This window comes from Pseudanabaena biceps PCC 7429 (assembly GCF_000332215.1).
Classification (GTDB): domain Bacteria; phylum Cyanobacteriota; class Cyanobacteriia; order Pseudanabaenales; family Pseudanabaenaceae; genus Pseudanabaena; species Pseudanabaena biceps.
The window spans coordinates 1-16448 of the sequence record NZ_ALWB01000116.1 but is presented as its reverse complement, the minus strand read 5'-3'; the positions used below and the strand labels follow the sequence as shown (position 1 = coordinate 16448).

The window sequence follows — 16448 nt, the reverse complement described above, 5'->3', positions numbered from 1 at the left end:
CCAAAAGCTGTAGCGCATGCGGAGCATGCGCTACAGCTTTTGGGTTTTATATTTAATTACTCCTAGCTACTTAGCAACTTATAAAAATAAAAAAATGAATGGCGATTTTGTCTCCATGCGTTTTTTTTGCCTTAAGTTGCTATATTAGGCACTTCCATAATTTATAAAGCGATAATTTCTTTATAAAAGTGTTCTATGCGCGAACTATACCCAGCAATCGAGCCATATAGACAGGGACTGTTACCCGTTTCTGATTTGCATACAATTTATTTTGAGGAATCAGGAAATCCTCATGGTAAACCCGTCATCATTTTGCATGGTGGTCCTGGGGGAGAAAGCCAGCCCATTTATCGCCAATATTTCGATCCTCACCTATGGCGCATCGTCCAATTCGACCAGCGGGGTTGTGGCAAAAGCACTCCCCATGCCGAACTAGCCGAAAACACCACTTGGCATCTAGTGGAGGATATTGAGACCTTACGCAAACACCTCAATATCGATCGCTGGGTTATATCGGGAGGAAGCTGGGGGAGCACCTTAACTCTTGCCTATAGCCAAACCTATCCCGATCGCTGCCTAGCCTTAATTTTACGGGGTATTTTTATGCTGCGCCCCAAGGAACTGGCATGGTTTTATCAAGAGGGGGCAGGTTATATTTTCCCAGAAGCTTGGGAACAATACGTTGACTTGATTCCCATTGAAGAACGTCACGATATGATAGCCGCTTACTATCGTCGTCTCCTGAGTGACGATCCCCAAGAGCGATCGCTAGCCGCACAGACTTGGTCAATTTGGGAAGCCAGTACGAGTACACTCATTGCTGACTTACAACTAATCCAACGTTTTGGTTCCGATAAATTTGCTGAGGCTTTTGCAAGACTTGAATGTCACTACTTTGTCAACAAGGGATTTTTTCATTCAGAAAATCAGCTTTTAGACAATCTTGATCGCATTCGCCATATTCCTACGACCATTGTGCAGGGGCGTTATGACATGGTTTGTCCGATGTTTACCGCTTGGGAACTGCATCAAGCCTTTCCTGAAGCAGATTTTATCATTGTGCCTGATGCGGGACATTCCATGACTGAGGTGGGTATTCGTAGTGCGTTGATTGAAGCAGGCGATCGCCTTATGCAATCAGTAGCAACATTCCAGACGAGTCCATAGCCTCCATATTTGCCTTACATGATTTGCCTTACATGATTTTCTCTACATGATTTTTTAAATCATCCCGCAAAAATTCATCTTTGGCAAATTGTGACAGGTTGAGACGCAAAACATCTAACGAGTAAGTTAATGGCAGTTAAAAAACAATTAAAAACTAGCATTAGTATCATTACTCAATTTTATCCGCCAGACTATGCCGCAACTGGACAGTTTGTCTATGATTTAGCTGGAGCGTTAGCTCAAGAAGGATTTGATGTAAGCGTATTCACGGGAATGCCAGGCTATGCCTTTCGGCAAACAGATGTCAAACATGAAGAACGGGATAATGGCGTATTGGTAAGGCGCACTGGCTCGATTCACCTCATGTCCAAGCGCATTCGCAATAAAGTTTTTAGCAGCGTCCTATTTATCATTCGTTGTGTCATTAAGCTGCTTCGCAAAGATATTCGTGGCTCTCACTTAGTCCTAACCTCAGCCCCGCCATTTTTGGGATTAATTGGATGGCTTTACAACAAAATTTTTGGACATAGTTATAGCTGCATTATTTATGACATTTATCCTGAAGTCGCCGTACGTCTTAAGGTCGTCCCCCCCGATCATTTGATTGTCAGATTTTGGGAATTTGTCAATCATAAAGTGTGGCATCGCGCCGAATCCTTGATCGTTTTAAGCGAACCGATGCAGCAGCTACTAATTCAGAAACATCGCGATCTCGCCGACAAGATTCACGTCATTCATAGCTGGGCTGACCCGAAATTTATTAGCCCAATCGCCAAGTCAGACAATTGGTTTGCGAAACAATATGATTTAACGGATTGCTTTGTGGTGCTTTATTCAGGCAACTTGGGACGATGCCATGACAACAAAACGATTTTAGAGTGCGCTCAGTTATTAAGCTATCGGTCAGATATCAAATTTGTATTTATTGGCAATGGGGTTGGTTCTCAAGTTATTAAACAGGCGATCGCTATGGGAGAGCTAACGAATACCTTGCAATTGCCCTATCAAGATCGTGAAGTTTTGCCATTTTCCTTAACCGCCTGCGATCTGTCGTTAGTAAGCATTTTGCCTAATGTGGGCGATACGATCGCCCCATCCAAAATCTACGGAATTCTTGCGGCGGCAAGACCTGTAGCCGTAATCTGTCCTGAGAATAACTATTTACGAGAGTTAGTTGCTGAGGGTGATTGTGGTGCTTGTTTTGACAATGGTCATGCCCAAGAACTAGCCGATTACATTTGCTGGCTTGCTGCAAATCCTCATATTCAATCAACATTGGGGAGAAATGCTCGTCGATTATTAGAGCGTCGTTATACTATCGATCGTGCAATTCCGAAGTATATAACTGCTCTGGGGTTAAGCGAACAAAGCCCCTTATCAGTCGAGCAAACTCAACAGAGTTTTCATAATATTTAATCAATAGGGGATAAATGCTTGCTCGATATAGGCATGTAGGCAAAATTCCGATCCTGTGCGACGGACTAGGGCAACATCAAATCGACAGGCAAGTTGGGCTAAATGGGGATGTTCGCTCAAAAATGTTGATGCAGTTTTAACTAACTTAGCTTGCTTATGCGGAGTGATGGCGAGACTGCCATCCATATCCCAACTGCGATCGCTACGAGTTTTTACTTCAATAAACAATAGCCATTGGCGATCGCAGGCAATTAAGTCTAGCTCGCCCCAATGACAGCGCCACTGGGTTTCTACAATATCCCACCCATTAGTTTGTAGGAGCTTTGCTACTAATCCCTCTCCGCGATCGCCCACTGATTTGGTCATACACTTAACCTGAGGATTCAGCTATTATCCAGTTAAACCAATTCAAAAAATGGCGTTGCCATTTTTTGAATCTTAAAACCTTACTGTGTTTATTTTTTAATGTGAATTGTATTAACACTTCAGGAAATTGGTACGATCAGAATAATCATGAAAATCCAAGCTTTTATGTTACGAAATTTTATTTTTAAAGTTATCAATATACTGTTGTGTCTGGCTCTAATTTTTTCTGGAGCTAGCGCTGCTTCGGCAGATGTATATGTAAAAGCCTTTCTAGAAGGAGCAAACTTTTCGGGGCGATCGCTTCAAGGCTATCAATTTAACGAATCCGATCTGCGCAATGCATCCTTTGTTAATGCTGATGCTCAGGGAGTTAGTTTTTTTGCCGCTAATATGAAAGAAGCGAACTTGACGGGCGCGAATCTTAGCTATAGCACCCTTGATAATGCTCGTCTTGACAAGGCTAACCTCACTAATGCCGTGATCGAAGGCTCATTTGCCTATGGAACTTCGTTTAATAATGTAATTATTGATGGAGCCGACTTTACCGATGTGGATTTACGCACACCAATTCGGCAAAAGCTTTGTAAATCAGCTAAGGGGCAAAATCCGACCACAGGACGATTAACCCGCGACACCCTTGAATGTGACTAAGAATATGACTGACTTCTACATTCTTGCCACTCTAGACTGAAGCTTTTTAATTAAAAAATTTAATTAAAAAATTTAATTAAAAAATACATTGCTATTTTTGGATGACTATTTTGGATGACTATTTTGGATGACTATTTTGGATGACTATTTTGGATGACTATTTTTAAATTAAAAGTTTGACTAAGCCTTTTTTGCGCTCTATTAAATGCCATCACGCTGAAAAACGATTACAACGGATGGCATCCAGAAATCAGAACTTTGGGAAGTTTTATTTTTCTTTCTGGGCTTTATGTCTTAACTTTGTTAGCAGTTGTCATATTTGTATTAAGTTAACCTAACTTAGGGGGTATGATTCTCCTTGTGTATAGTACAGAAGTTCGGCAAACTACTTAAAATGAATGGTTTGACTGATACAAATACTTGGATATCTGTGCTAACAATATTTGTTTTCAGGATCGCTCTGCCTATCAATGTATGCAGTTAAATGAAACCTCCAGTGACCTATCAAGTGGCAGACTGCTACAAAGAAGCTTATTGCCACAAAGCTTGCCTGTTTACCCTGGGCTAGATATTGCTGCGGAAGTTTGGACAGCAGTAGATCTTGGTGGCGATTATTACCAATTTTTAGAACAGCCAGGAACTTTAGCCGTTGCGATCGCGGATTCTTCGGGTAAGTCGGTTGCGGGGGCAATTCACGCTGCATTGTTTAAAGGGCAATTGGATGCCTATGGACAGCAAGGTCGGCTCCAAAATCCTGCGTCCATGTTGAATTCTTTAAATCAATTACTTTGCAAAAGCCGTACTGATGATGCCGTCGCCCTATGCTATGGAGCGCTCGATCTAGTCACCTACGAGTTGCATTTGGGTAATGCGGGTATCCCTGGTCCCTTGATTTATCGGGCGGAGACCCATACTTGCGAAGAAGTCGTGAATCCAGCGATCGCCCTTGGTCGTTTTGATAGCGCTACCTATCGAGCCACTATGCGATCGTTGAACGCAGGCGATATCGCAATCTTTTTTAGTGATGGTCTATTTGAGGCGACTAATCCTGAAGGTGAAGAATTTGGGCGTTCTAATGGTGATGAGATCTCCCCACTCCGCAAAACAGTCATTCAGCTTGCCCAATATTCAGCGATCGACATTTTGCAGGGGCTAAAAACTGCCCTCGATCAATTCACCGAGCAGGATATTCCCGACGATGACGTATCGATTGTAGTCATCAAACTCAAACAAAAAGTTCATTTTTCCGAGCTGCGTAACTGTCCCTATTTAGAAGCCTTACAAGCATGGCAGCGATCGGAAGAAACGGACGAATCAGCTTTACTGCGAGGTACAAGGCTTGTCGAAGCTTTAACTTGGGCAGATGGTCAGCCAGAGTTATCCCGCATCGACTTGAACTTCTTGGAAGCTTCGCAAAGAATCAATGAACGCGAGCAACTAATGGCGGCTAGAGCCGCCGATGCCGATCGCCTTGAAAAGCTCAGCCAAGAACTAGAGAAAAGTCTCGATTCTGAGCGTCGTCAGCGTGTAATCGCGGAAATGGGGGAAATCAATGAAAAAATTGTAGCGCTCACGATTTCTTCAGAGGCTCTTTATCTTTCTAACAATCATATTGAAGCAATGATTGCGGGGGTGATCGGTGGCGTTCAACTCAAGCGTCTCACCACCCAAGTGGATGCAAATACCCTCGAAAACCTGAGAGCAAATACCCAAATTCGCGCAATTACCGCTCTTGAGCAGGTTGTCTATGGAACCCATGAATATAATCGCTTAGAAGGGCATGGATTTTGGGTAAATAAGGTTTGTTATTCCCGCGATGGTCAGTTAATTGCCTCAGCAAGTAGCGATCGCACCATTAAAATTTGGAATGCCTCAGGCGTTTTACTCCAGACTTTAACCAGTCATACAAATTGGGTCACCAGTGTTGCCTTTAGTCCCGATGGCAATATGTTGGTGTCTGGAAGTCGTGACAATATGGTCAAACTCTGGCGGCGTGATGCTAGTGGCAGCTTTGCCGCTCAACCCATAGCGACCCTCAAAGGGCATGAGGGACCCGTTTTAGATGTGTGCTTCAGCCACAATGGCGAGATGATTGCCTCGGCAAGTGAAGACACGACTGTCAGACTATGGAAAAGTGATGGTACGGTGATTCGGACTTTGCGCGGCGGGCACGATCGCTGGGTCACTTGCGTTGCTTTTCATCCCAATAGTAAATCCTTAATTTCAGGTAGTGCCGATCGCAATCTGATTATTTGGAACATTATGGGCGTACCAATTCGCCATTTACGGGGACATGATAGCTTTGTCGAAAGTGTCGCCTATGCGCCCAACGGATTAGCGATCGTCTCTGGCAGTCGCGATCGCACAGTCAAGATGTGGGGTTCAGACGGAGTTTTAATAAAAACCTTCTATGGACATTCCGATAAAGTATGGAGCGTCGCCTTTAGCAATGATAACCACACAATCGCTTCCAGTGGATTTGATCGCACAATTCGAGTGTGGGATATCGAACAGGGCTTACAGTATACCTTCCAAGGACATGGTGATGTCGTCCACAGTATTGCCTTTAGTCCCGATGGCAAAACTCTCGCTTCCGCCAGTAGAGACACCACCGTCAAGCTATGGGCGATTCGGGGTACTCCACTAAGAACGCTAATGGGACATACCGATGAGATCTTCTCGATTGCCGTCAGCCCAAACTCTAAGTACCTCGCCTCCACATGTAAAGATAAAACCGTTAACCTTTGGAACGCCAATGGCACGCTGGAAGCGGTTTTAGAAGGTCATAATGACAAGGTTAACTGTGTTACCTTTAGTCCCGATAGTGCGACGATTCTGACCTGTGCCGCCGATGCCAGCATTAAACTTTGGCGAACGGATGGCACTCTGATTGACACGATCTCCGCTCATCGTGCAGAAATTTATAAAGTAGTTTATCGCTGCGATGGACAGGTTTTTGCTTCCTGTAGCGCCGATGGCACTATTCGAGTGTGGAGTGCCGATGGCAAATGGTTACAAACCTTAACAGGTCACACGGCGGAAGTTTACAGCATTGATTTCAGTCCTGACGGCAGTATGCTCGCATCCGCCAGCAAAGATAAACTGATCAACCTCTGGAGTTGGGATGGAACGCTGCTGGGAACTCTAGATGGGCATAGTGCCGAGGTCTACACTGTTTGTTTTAACCCCAATGGCACAATGATTGCTAGCGGCAGCATGGATCAGAGCGTGAAGCTTTGGAGCATCGAAGGTCAATTGATTAAAACCTTAAATGGTCATAGCGCCGAAGTCACCAGCGTATGTTTTAGCCCTGACGGCAAGTCTATAGTATCCGCCAGTGAAGATTCGACTATTCAATTTTGGAGTGGTGATGGCACTCTTTTACGAACTTTTAACGGACATCAAGGTCCCGTGCGGAGTGTTTGTTTTAGTCCTAACGGCAAAATCTTGGTATCCTCGGGCGAAGATCGCAAAATCATCATGTGGAATCTTGATCTCGAAAATCTTTTGATGCGTGGTTGTCAATGGTTACAAGAATATTTAAGAACGAATATTAACGTTTCCGAAGAGGATAAACGCACCTGTCTCGGTGGCTGCGGTTGGCTATATAAGTACCTTAAGTCCACACCTCCATCCTAAGCAAACGTCAGACAAAATTAAAACCCAAAAGAGGGTCGCCGCGCTCCGCGTGGCGACCCTCTTTTGGGTTTTATACCAAATTCACGAAAGCATTTTCTAACAAAAAAACCTCGCCAAGCGAGGTTTTTTTGTTAGAAAACTAAGAGTTAACTACTTGATGATCTTGGTTACAACACCAGATCCAACAGTGCGTCCACCTTCACGGATAGCAAAACGCATTTCGTTTTCGATCGCGATGGGGTTAATCAACTCAACGGTCATCTTGATGCGGTCGCCAGGCATTACCATTTCAGCATCGCTACCATCATCAGCAGTGAAGCTAGCAATGGTTCCAGTTACGTCAGTTGTACGTACGTAGAACTGAGGGCGGTAACCAGGGAAGAAAGGAGTCTTACGACCACCTTCTTTCTCGGTCAAAATATACACCTGACCTTCAAATTCGGTGTGAGGCTTGATGGACTTAGGCTTAGCCAAAACCATACCGCGCTCGATATCAGCCTTTTGAATACCGCGAAGCAATAAGCCAGCGTTGTCTCCAGCCAGACCTTCGTCTAGGCTCTTCTTAAACATTTCGATACCAGTAACTGTGGTAGTGCGAGTATCGCCAAGACCAACGAGTTCAACGATATCACCAACCTTAACTTTTCCACGTTCGATCCGACCAGTTGCAACGGTGCCACGACCAGTAATGGAGAACACATCTTCTACTGCCATCAAGAAGTCCTTATCTACGGCACGTTCGGGAGTAGGGATGTAGGAGTCAACGGAATCCATCAAAGCCCAGATCTTATCAACCCAAGGATTTTCTCCACGTTGGGTCTTAGGAGCTCCAGTCATTTGCTCAACTGCCTTCAATGCAGAACCACGGGTAATGGGAATATTGTCACCATCAAAGTCATAGGAGGAAAGCAATTCACGAACTTCGAGTTCAACGAGCTCGACTAGTTCTTCTTCACCTTCCATTTGGTCTTCTTTATTCAAGAAAACTACAAGTTGAGGCACACCAACCTGACGAGCAAGAAGAATATGTTCGCGAGTTTGAGGCTCAGGACCATCAGCCGCAGATACAAGGAGGATAGCACCGTCCATTTGCGCCGCACCAGTGATCATGTTCTTAACATAGTCAGCGTGGCCGGGACAGTCTACGTGAGCATAGTGACGTTGAGTGGTTTGATATTCAACGTGAGCGGTATTGATAGTAATACCACGAGCCTTTTCTTCAGGTGCAGCATCAATTTGATCGTATGCCTTAGCTGTTGCTTGACCTGCAGCCGCAAGAGACATGGTGATTGCAGCAGTTAGAGTGGTCTTACCATGGTCAACGTGACCAATAGTACCGATATTGACGTGGGGTTTGTCTCTCTCAAATTTAGCGCGTGCCATTTTTTCGTAATTATCCTTAAATTTAGTAATTGTTACTCTACGGAATAGAGCATTTTCGGTAATTATTACTCTAGTTTATAGAGTGTTGGTTGAGTATTTTAAAGGACTACTCTTTTTTGCCCTTATTTTTGGTAATGATGGCTTCAGCCACATTTTTCGGTACTTCTTCGTAATGGCTAAATTCCATTGAGAAGCTTGCTCTACCCTGAGTTGACGAGCGAAGGTCAGTAGAATAGCCAAACATCTCAGACAAAGGAACCCTTGCCTCGACTTTTTTGCCAGAAGGAGTATCGTCCATACCAGCAATGTTGCCGCGACGACGGCTGAGGTCACCAATTACGTCACCCATATAGTCTTCAGGTGTTTCAACTTCCACCTTCATGACTGGTTCAAGCAAGACAGGACTAGCCTTCATGACAGCTTCCTTAATTGCCATCGAACCAGCAATTTTAAAAGCCATTTCTGAAGAGTCCACATCATGGAAAGAACCATGTACGAGGGTCGCTCTTACATCAATCAAAGGATAGCCTGCAAGAATTCCCGATTCACAGGCTTCTTTCATACCTTGTTCGGAAGGCTTGATAAATTCCTTAGGAATTACACCACCAACAATCTTCGATACGAATTCAAATCCTGTACCTGGCTCGGTAGGCTCTAAGTTGATCACAACGTGACCATATTGTCCCTTACCGCCACTTTGACGAGCAAACTTGCCTTCAATATCGTTAACGGTCTTACGAATCGTCTCACGATAAGCTACTTGAGGCGCACCTACATTAGCTTCAACGTTAAACTCTCGCTTCATCCGATCAACAAGAATTTCAAGGTGAAGTTCGCCCATACCAGAAATAATCGTTTGATTGGTTTCTGGATCGGTCATCACGCGGAAGGTGGGATCTTCTTCAGATAGAGATTGCAAAGCCTTGGATAATTTTTCCATATCCTGCTTCGTTTTTGGCTCTACAGCTACGGAAATAACTGGTTCGGGGATAAACAGAGTCTCAAGAACAATTGGCGAATCGAGGTCGCAAAGGGTATCGCCCGTGAAAGTATCTTTCAGTCCTAAAACTGCTCCCAAATCGCCCGCTCTTAATTCGTCAACTTCTTGGCGATCGTCTGCCTTCAGAATGATCAAGCGTGAAATACGCTCTTTCTTATTCTTGACAGGATTGAGAGCGTAGGAACCTTTTTTCAAGATGCCAGAGTAAACACGAACAAAGGTAAGACGACCGTAAGGGTCAGACATAATCTTGAACGCGAGTGCCGACATCGGCGCATCGTCTTTGGCTTCGCGAATAGCCTCTTCACCATTGGCAAGTAAGCCTTGGACTGGTTTAACATCACTAGGTGCAGGAAGATAATCGATAACCGCATCTAAGAGTAATTGCACGCCCTTGTTTTTGAATGCCGAACCGCAGGTCATCGGGACAATTTTGCCGCTCAATGTACCTTTACGCAGACCTGCTCTAACTTCATCTTCAGTGAGTTCTTCACCTTCAAGATATTTTTCCATTAAAACATCGTCAGAATCGGCAACTGATTCAAGCAATTTGCTGCGCCAATCGTTGGTTAGTTCGACTAGATCGGCGGGAATATCTACTTCATCAATATCTTTACCTATTTCATCCTTATAAATGTAGGCTTTCATTTTGACAAGGTCGATAATACCGACTAGTTCTGCTTCGCTACCAATAGGGAGTTGAATGGGAACTGCATTAGAGCCAAAACGAGCACGGATTTGCTCTCTCACTCGTAAAAAGTTCGCACCCATACGATCCATTTTGTTAACGAATACAAGGCGAGGAACTTTATAGCGATCTGCCTGTCTCCAAACGGTTTCTGACTGAGGTTGTACACCACCTACAGCACAGAAAACGGCAACTACGCCATCGAGTACACGCATGGAGCGTTCGACTTCGATCGTGAAGTCTACGTGTCCAGGGGTGTCGATGATGTTAATGCGATGATCCTTCCAACTGGTACTGATCGCAGCAGCAGTAATTGTGATCCCACGCTCACGCTCTTGCGCCATCCAGTCTGTGGTCGCAGTTCCATCATGAACTTCGCCTATTTTATGAACAACGCCAGAGTAAAAAAGAATACGCTCTGTAGTTGTGGTTTTACCAGCGTCAATATGCGCCGCAATACCTATATTGCGTACCTTATCTAAGGCAATAGTTCGTTCCACAATAGTTTCCTCGTGTTTATCAGGAATTGAGAATTTATATTAAGAATAGTATAGCGAGGTAAGCTATGGATTAATAACGGTAGTGAGCAAATGCTTTGTTCGCTTCTGCCATTTTGTGAGTTTCTTCACGCTTACGGATGGTTTGACCAGTTTCATTGGCAGCATCCATCAATTCGTTAGCCAACTTAGTTACCATGCTACGTCCAGCACGACTACGGGAATATTGGACTAACCAGCGTAGGGCTAGAGCTACTCCACGATCGGTACGTACTTCCATAGGTACTTGGTAGGTAGCACCACCGACACGACGAGCTTTAACTTCGACAAGGGGAGTCGCATTGCGAATTGCGCGATCAAACACCTCTAGGGGTGGGTTGCCTGTACGCTCACCAATGGTGTCAAGGGCTTTGTAAACGATGTGGGAGGCTACGGAATGCTTGCCGCGTGACATTACACGACGGATTAACATGCTGATGAGACGGCTGTTATAAACCGAATCGGGGGGGGTTATGCGCTTTGAAGCTTTCGTTCTACGAGACATTGCGGTACTAAATTCACCTTATAAAATGAATTGCTAATTTTTACTAAATGGCTAGGAGATAGCCTTTTCGAGCGTAATTCTTACTTCTTCTTCTTGCCAGTGCTTGCGGCTGGAGCTTGACCTGGCTTAGGTCTTTTTGCACCGTACTTAGAGCGTCCTTGCTTACGATCCTTTACGCCCGAAGTGTCAAGGGTGCCACGAATGATGTGATAACGCACACCTGGTAAATCTTTTACACGACCGCCTCTAATCATCACAACGGAGTGTTCTTGCAGGTTATGCCCAATACCAGGAATGTATGCGGTGACTTCAAATCCAGAAGTCAAGCGTACCCGTGCTACTTTTCTAAGTGCAGAGTTGGGCTTTTTGGGTGTGGTAGTGTAGACGCGCGTACAAACTCCCCTGCGTTGAGGACAACTTTTTAGGGCAGGAGACTTTGTTTTGGTGTTTATAGTTTGTCGCTCAGTGCGGATGAGCTGTTGGATCGTGGGCATAAGTGATGATTTGGTATATCTGCGGCTGTGTATTCTAATCAACAGCACATAACTATAACAAAATAGATCTCACAAAGTCAATTGCATACAACAATTGCTTACAGGTTTGATCGGCTTTGTTATGTTTATGTCAGCTGTGGCGATCGCTTTTTAACATTTACTTTGCAAGTTTACAAATTTGCTATTTACAAAGTTGTAATTTACAAATTTGCTATTTACAAAGTATTGCCAAAAAAGAAATGTAGGAAAGATTAACGATAATTCACAATTCGGGCAAAGCCTGCTGGGTCAAGACTTGCTCCGCCAACTAGCACACCGTCAATTTCAGGTTGAGCCATGATTTCGTCAATATTATCAGGTTTGACGGAACCACCATATTGAATTGTAACGTCGCGATTTACTAGTTTACTACGAATTAGTCCAATTACACGATTAGCTTCGCTAGAGGCACAGGTGTCACCCGTGCCGATCGCCCAAATCGGTTCGTAGGCAATGATTAAATTATTTTGGTCAATATCGACGAGATCGGCAGCTAGTTGCGAAAAGATCCAAGATTCTGTCTCATTTGCATCTCTTTGCTGCTTGCTCTCGCCAACACAAAGAATGGGGGTAAGTCCACAGGATTGAGCGGCTTTGAGGCGTTTATTAACAGTGTCTTCAGTCTCACCGAAGAATTGGCGGCGCTCGCTATGACCGACAATGACGTATTTGATGCCAATCTCGACGAGCATTGGCGCAGAGATTTCACCTGTAAACGCACCATTTTCTGACCAGTGGACGTTTTGAGCACCAATACTGAGATTTGCTTGACCGATCGCTGGCACGATTGTTTGGAGGATCGCTAGATTTGTATAGGGGACGCAAATGAGGATTTGCTGATCAGCGATCGCCGCTTGGGGGGCGGTATTTTTTAAGTGGGCAGGAAATTCTGAGAAAAATGTTTTGGCTTCAGACTGGGTTTTATACATCTTCCAGTTGCCAGCGATAACGATTTTACGCAATGCTCGTTTACCCCTGAGTTAAGATCGTGAAAATAAAGAATTGCTGTTTATTTTACCGAAGAATGGTTCATTAAAAGCAAAGGTAAGTAGCTGGGAATAGTTAAAAACCAGAATCAAACCTGTAGCGCAAGCGCAGCTTGCGCTACAGGTTTGATTTTGGTTTTTATATTTAATTGCGCCTAGCTACTTAATTGTGAAGAGAGTATCTCTGCTTTTTGACAAAAATTTAGGGCTAAAACTCAATGAGTCTAGCAGAAGGCTGCTAGACTCATGTTTTATGGTAATTCAATTAAAGTTTCTACTAGGGTTTACTGGAACGTGTTGATCTTGATTAACTGTACGCTGTAGCCTTTATCTTTTTTAACTACATAAGCTTGTCTCACCCTGTCCTTGCGGTAGGTCACCCCCCATACAAGACCAGAAAAATTAAGAGACCCCAATAACAATACAGGCTATCGAAGCAATCAAAACTACACCGATCTTTGGAATAAGCACTGCCCCGTAAAGATCGAAGAATCGTGGGGAGCAACAGAGCGTCAATCCGATTTGACTTTTAACTCTTCCTTTTTGCTTCTCCTTTTTGCTTTCAAATGTTTATTTCAAAAACCAATCTGGGTTTGCGTTTGGATTGAGTTGCTTTGTCTCTTGTGCCATGTAAATACATTAACGCAGTTGGTGTTCTACAACACTATTTGTTTACATATATTCATAGAATCCTTGATTGCTTAAAAACAAAAAACGAGCCAAAAGCCTGAATGGTTGTCTAGCTAGAGTTTTGACTTTTAGAGCTCTGACTTTTAGGCTGGCATTTGTTAAGCTATGTATACTGAGCTTTACAAGCAATCTACTTCAATACTGCCAAGACTTTGACTATGCTGCAACAATCTCCGCTTTATACGATGACTTGGGTAGATACGGTTAATAAGGTCAAGGCTGAATCTTGGAATATTCTTGCCAAACCTTTGGCAACTCCGTTCTTTGAATGGGAATGGTTGTCAAATCTGGAGTCTTCGGGCTGTGCGATCGCTCAGCAGGGTTGGTTGCCTAGTCATTTATTAGTCTGGCAAGGGGATGTATTGGTGGCGGCTGCGCCTTTGTATTTAAAGGGGCATAGTCAAGGCGAGTTTGTGTTTGACCATCAATGGGCGGATTTGTCCTATCGCTTAGGGATTGAGTATTATCCGAAGTTATTGGGGATGGCTCCCTTTACGCCTGCGGTGGGTTATCGATTTTTAGTACATCCTGATTTACAGGACGATCCCAATGAATTGTCAAAAATTTATGATCTGATGTTGGTGGAGATTGATCGCCTGTGCGACAAGCATCAAATGTCGGGCTGTAACTTTCTTTATGTCGATCCTAGTTGGAAGCATGAGCTAGAGTCACGCGGTTTCACAACTTGGATGCACCATAGCTATGTCTGGGAAAATCAGGAGTTTAAGGATTTTGATGACTATTTAAAAAACTTCAATGCCAACCAACGACGCAACATTAAACGCGAACGTAAGTCCGTTGAAAGCACTGGGATTACGATGAAGGTTTATACGGGTGAAGAAATTCCCCATTACTTTTATGGCTATATGTATGAGTTATATAACGATCATTGCAATAAGTTTTGGGGTGGCAGCAAATATCTAAATCGCAAGTTTTTTGAAAATCTTGCCCATAGTTTTCGCGATCGCCTTGTATTTGTGGCTGGTGAAATTGCAGATCATCCGCAACCTGTGGGAATGTCTTTTTGCATTCGCAAGGATGATCAATTATTCGGGCGTTATTGGGGTTGTGTGCAAGAAATTGATTGTTTGCACTTTAATGCTTGCTATTACAAGCCGATCGAATGGGCGATCGCGCAGGGAATTAAACGCTTTGATCCAGGGGCAGGCGGACAACACAAAAAGCGGCGCGGCTTTCCTGCGACTCCAAATTACAGTTTGCATCGCTTTTATCGCGATCGGCTCAAGCAAATTTTAATTCCCCATATTAATGAGGTTAATGCTTACGAGGGACAGCAAATTCAAGCGATTAACAACGAATTACCATTTGATTTTGCGCCGCCCGATCTTCATGTGTAAACTGCCTATGGCTTAGTTTAAGAGATTAGAATTAGATTAGATGAGAACTCAAATTCATGTCTATTAACTTATTGAAGTGTTCTTTGAACACCAATACGCCATATCAAATTACTTTACACCAATTCGATCAGGTTATTGGATTTTAGTTAGAGGTAAATTTAGCCAATATTTAAAAACATTTTAGAATGAGATGAGAAAATATGTTGTAGTGATTAGTTTTTAATGAGTTTGTCAGCATTCACAACAAGTTTAAAGCATGATTACCAAATTTTTTTTACTTGTCTTTATACATAAATATGTGATAAGTTAAAAAAATAAAAAATAAATTAATGTTATGTCAAGTCCCAAAATAGTTGCCAAAATTGAATCAGAGGAAGCAACTCATAGACTTGCAGTTTTAATAGATGCCGATAATGCACAGGCTTCTATTATTGAAGGGTTGTTGGAAGAAATAGCTCGTTTAGGGGAAGCCACTGTTAAAAGAATCTATGGTGATTTTACATCACCAACAAGTTCACAATGGAAAAAAGTATTAAACAAGTATGCAATTAAACCTGTTCAGCAATTCGCATATACTACAGGTAAAAATGCCACTGATAGCACGTTAATAATTGATGCAATGGATTTATTGTATACAAGACGTTTTGATGGATTTTGCCTAGTATCTAGTGATAGTGATTTTACAGGTTTAGCATTACGAATCAGGGAAGAAGGTTTAACTGTTTTTGGATTTGGCGAACAAAAAACTCCAGAAGCATTTAAAAATGCATGTCATAAATTTATATTTACTGAGGTTTTACGGCAATCTACAGTTGCCAAAACCGAGTCCGAATTGAACGTAAAACTTCAACAATCTGAAACTAATATCTCATCAACGAATAATTTAAAAAAGCAAGAATCCACAACTGAACTTATACCCCAAGATACAAATAATAATTTCCCAAAAGACTTTATCCTAAAAGCCCTTGAAACTACAGTAAGCGACGATTCAGGTTGGACAAACCTTGGAACATTTGGTAGTTACTTAACAAAATTAAAACCTGATTTTGATGTAAGACTATATGGTTTTAAAAAGTTGAGTGACATGGTAAAAAAACATACTGATGTTTTTCAAGTAGATGAAAGAAGTAATCCTAACTCTCCTGCTAAAGACTTATATATTCGCAAAAAGTAATCTACTTTATATTGAGAACAATATTCAATAATTACTTCATCACAAAAGAATCATACGGGAGCATCTCAATTAGGCACTGAGTAAATATACTTAGGCAAGATTGAGGTTGAGATAAGCGCAACGATGTTTAAGAACTTGGGGAAGATTATCGCGCTTCCACTGAGCACCAGATATTTTGATTCTACGCCCAATTTGCTTGATAGTAGATTCAACAGCACCAGAGCCAATGGTAATTCCTTGTGTTTAGAAAAGCTTGGTAGTCAGGGATACGGAGGCGGTGTCTTTCGAGATAGGCTATAAAGTTCGTAACTTGAGGATTGTCCCAATCGGCAAAGGCAGCAATGGCTGAGTCGATA

General features: G+C 43.0%; 12 protein-coding genes and 1 pseudogene. 6 read left to right on the top strand and 7 right to left on the bottom strand.

From position 1 onward, the window contains the following. Nucleotides 1-195 precede the first annotated feature (195 nt). A complete protein-coding gene (pip, locus tag PSE7429_RS13600) occupies nt 196-1167 on the top strand; it encodes a prolyl aminopeptidase (protein ID WP_009627800.1) in 972 nt (323 codons plus the stop codon). Nucleotides 1168-1296: 129 nt separating this feature from the next. Further along, nucleotides 1297-2583 (top strand): glycosyltransferase family 4 protein, encoded by a 1287-nt coding sequence (locus PSE7429_RS13595; RefSeq protein WP_009627799.1) that lies wholly within the window; start codon nt 1297-1299, stop codon nt 2581-2583. Here PSE7429_RS13595 and PSE7429_RS13590 read toward each other — a convergent pair whose 3' ends face one another. After that, entirely contained in the window at nt 2584-2949 is a 366-nt protein-coding gene (locus PSE7429_RS13590; RefSeq protein WP_009627798.1) for a YraN family protein, read from the bottom strand. It lies immediately after the preceding gene. 147 nt (nt 2950-3096) lie between these two features. Here PSE7429_RS13590 and PSE7429_RS13585 point away from each other — a divergent pair, with 147 nt between their 5' ends. Together PSE7429_RS13585 and PSE7429_RS13580 are read left to right on the top strand one after the other, a co-directional pair. Further along, nucleotides 3097-3600, top strand: coding sequence for a pentapeptide repeat-containing protein (locus tag PSE7429_RS13585; protein WP_009627797.1), 504 nt, complete (start codon nt 3097-3099; stop codon nt 3598-3600). Between the two features lie 474 nt (nt 3601-4074). After that, a complete protein-coding gene (locus PSE7429_RS13580; protein WP_009627796.1) occupies nt 4075-7239 on the top strand; it encodes a WD40 domain-containing protein in 3165 nt (1054 codons plus the stop codon). 150 nt (nt 7240-7389) lie between these two features. On the opposite strand, the gene tuf is transcribed toward PSE7429_RS13580, so the two are convergent. The 5 genes from tuf to tpiA form a co-directional block, all read right to left on the bottom strand. Then, nucleotides 7390-8622 (bottom strand): elongation factor Tu, encoded by a 1233-nt coding sequence (gene tuf, locus PSE7429_RS13575; protein WP_009627795.1) that lies wholly within the window; start codon nt 8620-8622, stop codon nt 7390-7392. 106 nt (nt 8623-8728) lie between these two features. Further along, nucleotides 8729-10810 (bottom strand): elongation factor G, encoded by a 2082-nt coding sequence (fusA, locus tag PSE7429_RS13570; RefSeq protein WP_009627794.1) that lies wholly within the window; start codon nt 10808-10810, stop codon nt 8729-8731. Between the two features lie 70 nt (nt 10811-10880). Then, entirely contained in the window at nt 10881-11351 is a 471-nt protein-coding gene (gene rpsG, locus PSE7429_RS13565; RefSeq protein ID WP_009627793.1) for a 30S ribosomal protein S7, read from the bottom strand. 80 nt (nt 11352-11431) lie between these two features. Continuing rightward, the gene (rpsL, locus tag PSE7429_RS13560; RefSeq protein ID WP_009627792.1) at nt 11432-11845 is read right to left on the bottom strand and encodes a 30S ribosomal protein S12; all 414 of its coding nucleotides are present in this window, start codon (nt 11843-11845) and stop codon (nt 11432-11434) included. Nucleotides 11846-12096: 251 nt separating this feature from the next. Then, a complete protein-coding gene (gene tpiA / locus PSE7429_RS13555; RefSeq protein ID WP_071590150.1) occupies nt 12097-12846 on the bottom strand; it encodes a triose-phosphate isomerase in 750 nt (249 codons plus the stop codon). 872 nt (nt 12847-13718) lie between these two features. Between tpiA and PSE7429_RS13550 the strand changes: the two genes are divergently transcribed. Both PSE7429_RS13550 and PSE7429_RS13545 read left to right on the top strand, forming a co-directional pair. Further along, on the top strand, nt 13719-14918 hold the full coding sequence (locus PSE7429_RS13550) for a GNAT family N-acetyltransferase (protein WP_009627790.1): 1200 nt from the start codon (nt 13719-13721) through the stop codon (nt 14916-14918). A 334-nt stretch (nt 14919-15252) separates the two neighbouring features. Beyond that, on the top strand, nt 15253-16092 hold the full coding sequence (locus tag PSE7429_RS13545; protein ID WP_009627789.1) for an NYN domain-containing protein: 840 nt from the start codon (nt 15253-15255) through the stop codon (nt 16090-16092). A 90-nt stretch (nt 16093-16182) separates the two neighbouring features. Here PSE7429_RS13545 and PSE7429_RS27225 read toward each other — a convergent pair. Next, a pseudogene (locus PSE7429_RS27225) lies at nt 16183-16448 on the bottom strand (ISKra4 family transposase); the annotation flags it as partial.

Coding starts and splice junctions, on each gene's coding strand:
- PSE7429_RS13585 (WP_009627797.1), top strand. CDS start 3,097: ATGAAAATCCAAGCTTTTATGTTACGAAATTTTATTTTTAAAGTTATC.
- PSE7429_RS13550 (WP_009627790.1), top strand. CDS start 13,719: ATGCTGCAACAATCTCCGCTTTATACGATGACTTGGGTAGATACGGTT.
- PSE7429_RS13545 (WP_009627789.1), top strand. CDS start 15,253: ATGTCAAGTCCCAAAATAGTTGCCAAAATTGAATCAGAGGAAGCAACT.
- PSE7429_RS13595 (WP_009627799.1), top strand. CDS start 1,297: ATGGCAGTTAAAAAACAATTAAAAACTAGCATTAGTATCATTACTCAA.
- rpsG (WP_009627793.1), bottom strand. CDS start 11,351: ATGTCTCGTAGAACGAAAGCTTCAAAGCGCATAACCCCCCCCGATTCG.
- rpsL (WP_009627792.1), bottom strand. CDS start 11,845: ATGCCCACGATCCAACAGCTCATCCGCACTGAGCGACAAACTATAAAC.
- PSE7429_RS13580 (WP_009627796.1), top strand. CDS start 4,075: ATGCAGTTAAATGAAACCTCCAGTGACCTATCAAGTGGCAGACTGCTA.
- PSE7429_RS13590 (WP_009627798.1), bottom strand. CDS start 2,949: ATGACCAAATCAGTGGGCGATCGCGGAGAGGGATTAGTAGCAAAGCTC.
- pip (WP_009627800.1), top strand. CDS start 196: ATGCGCGAACTATACCCAGCAATCGAGCCATATAGACAGGGACTGTTA.
- tuf (WP_009627795.1), bottom strand. CDS start 8,622: ATGGCACGCGCTAAATTTGAGAGAGACAAACCCCACGTCAATATCGGT.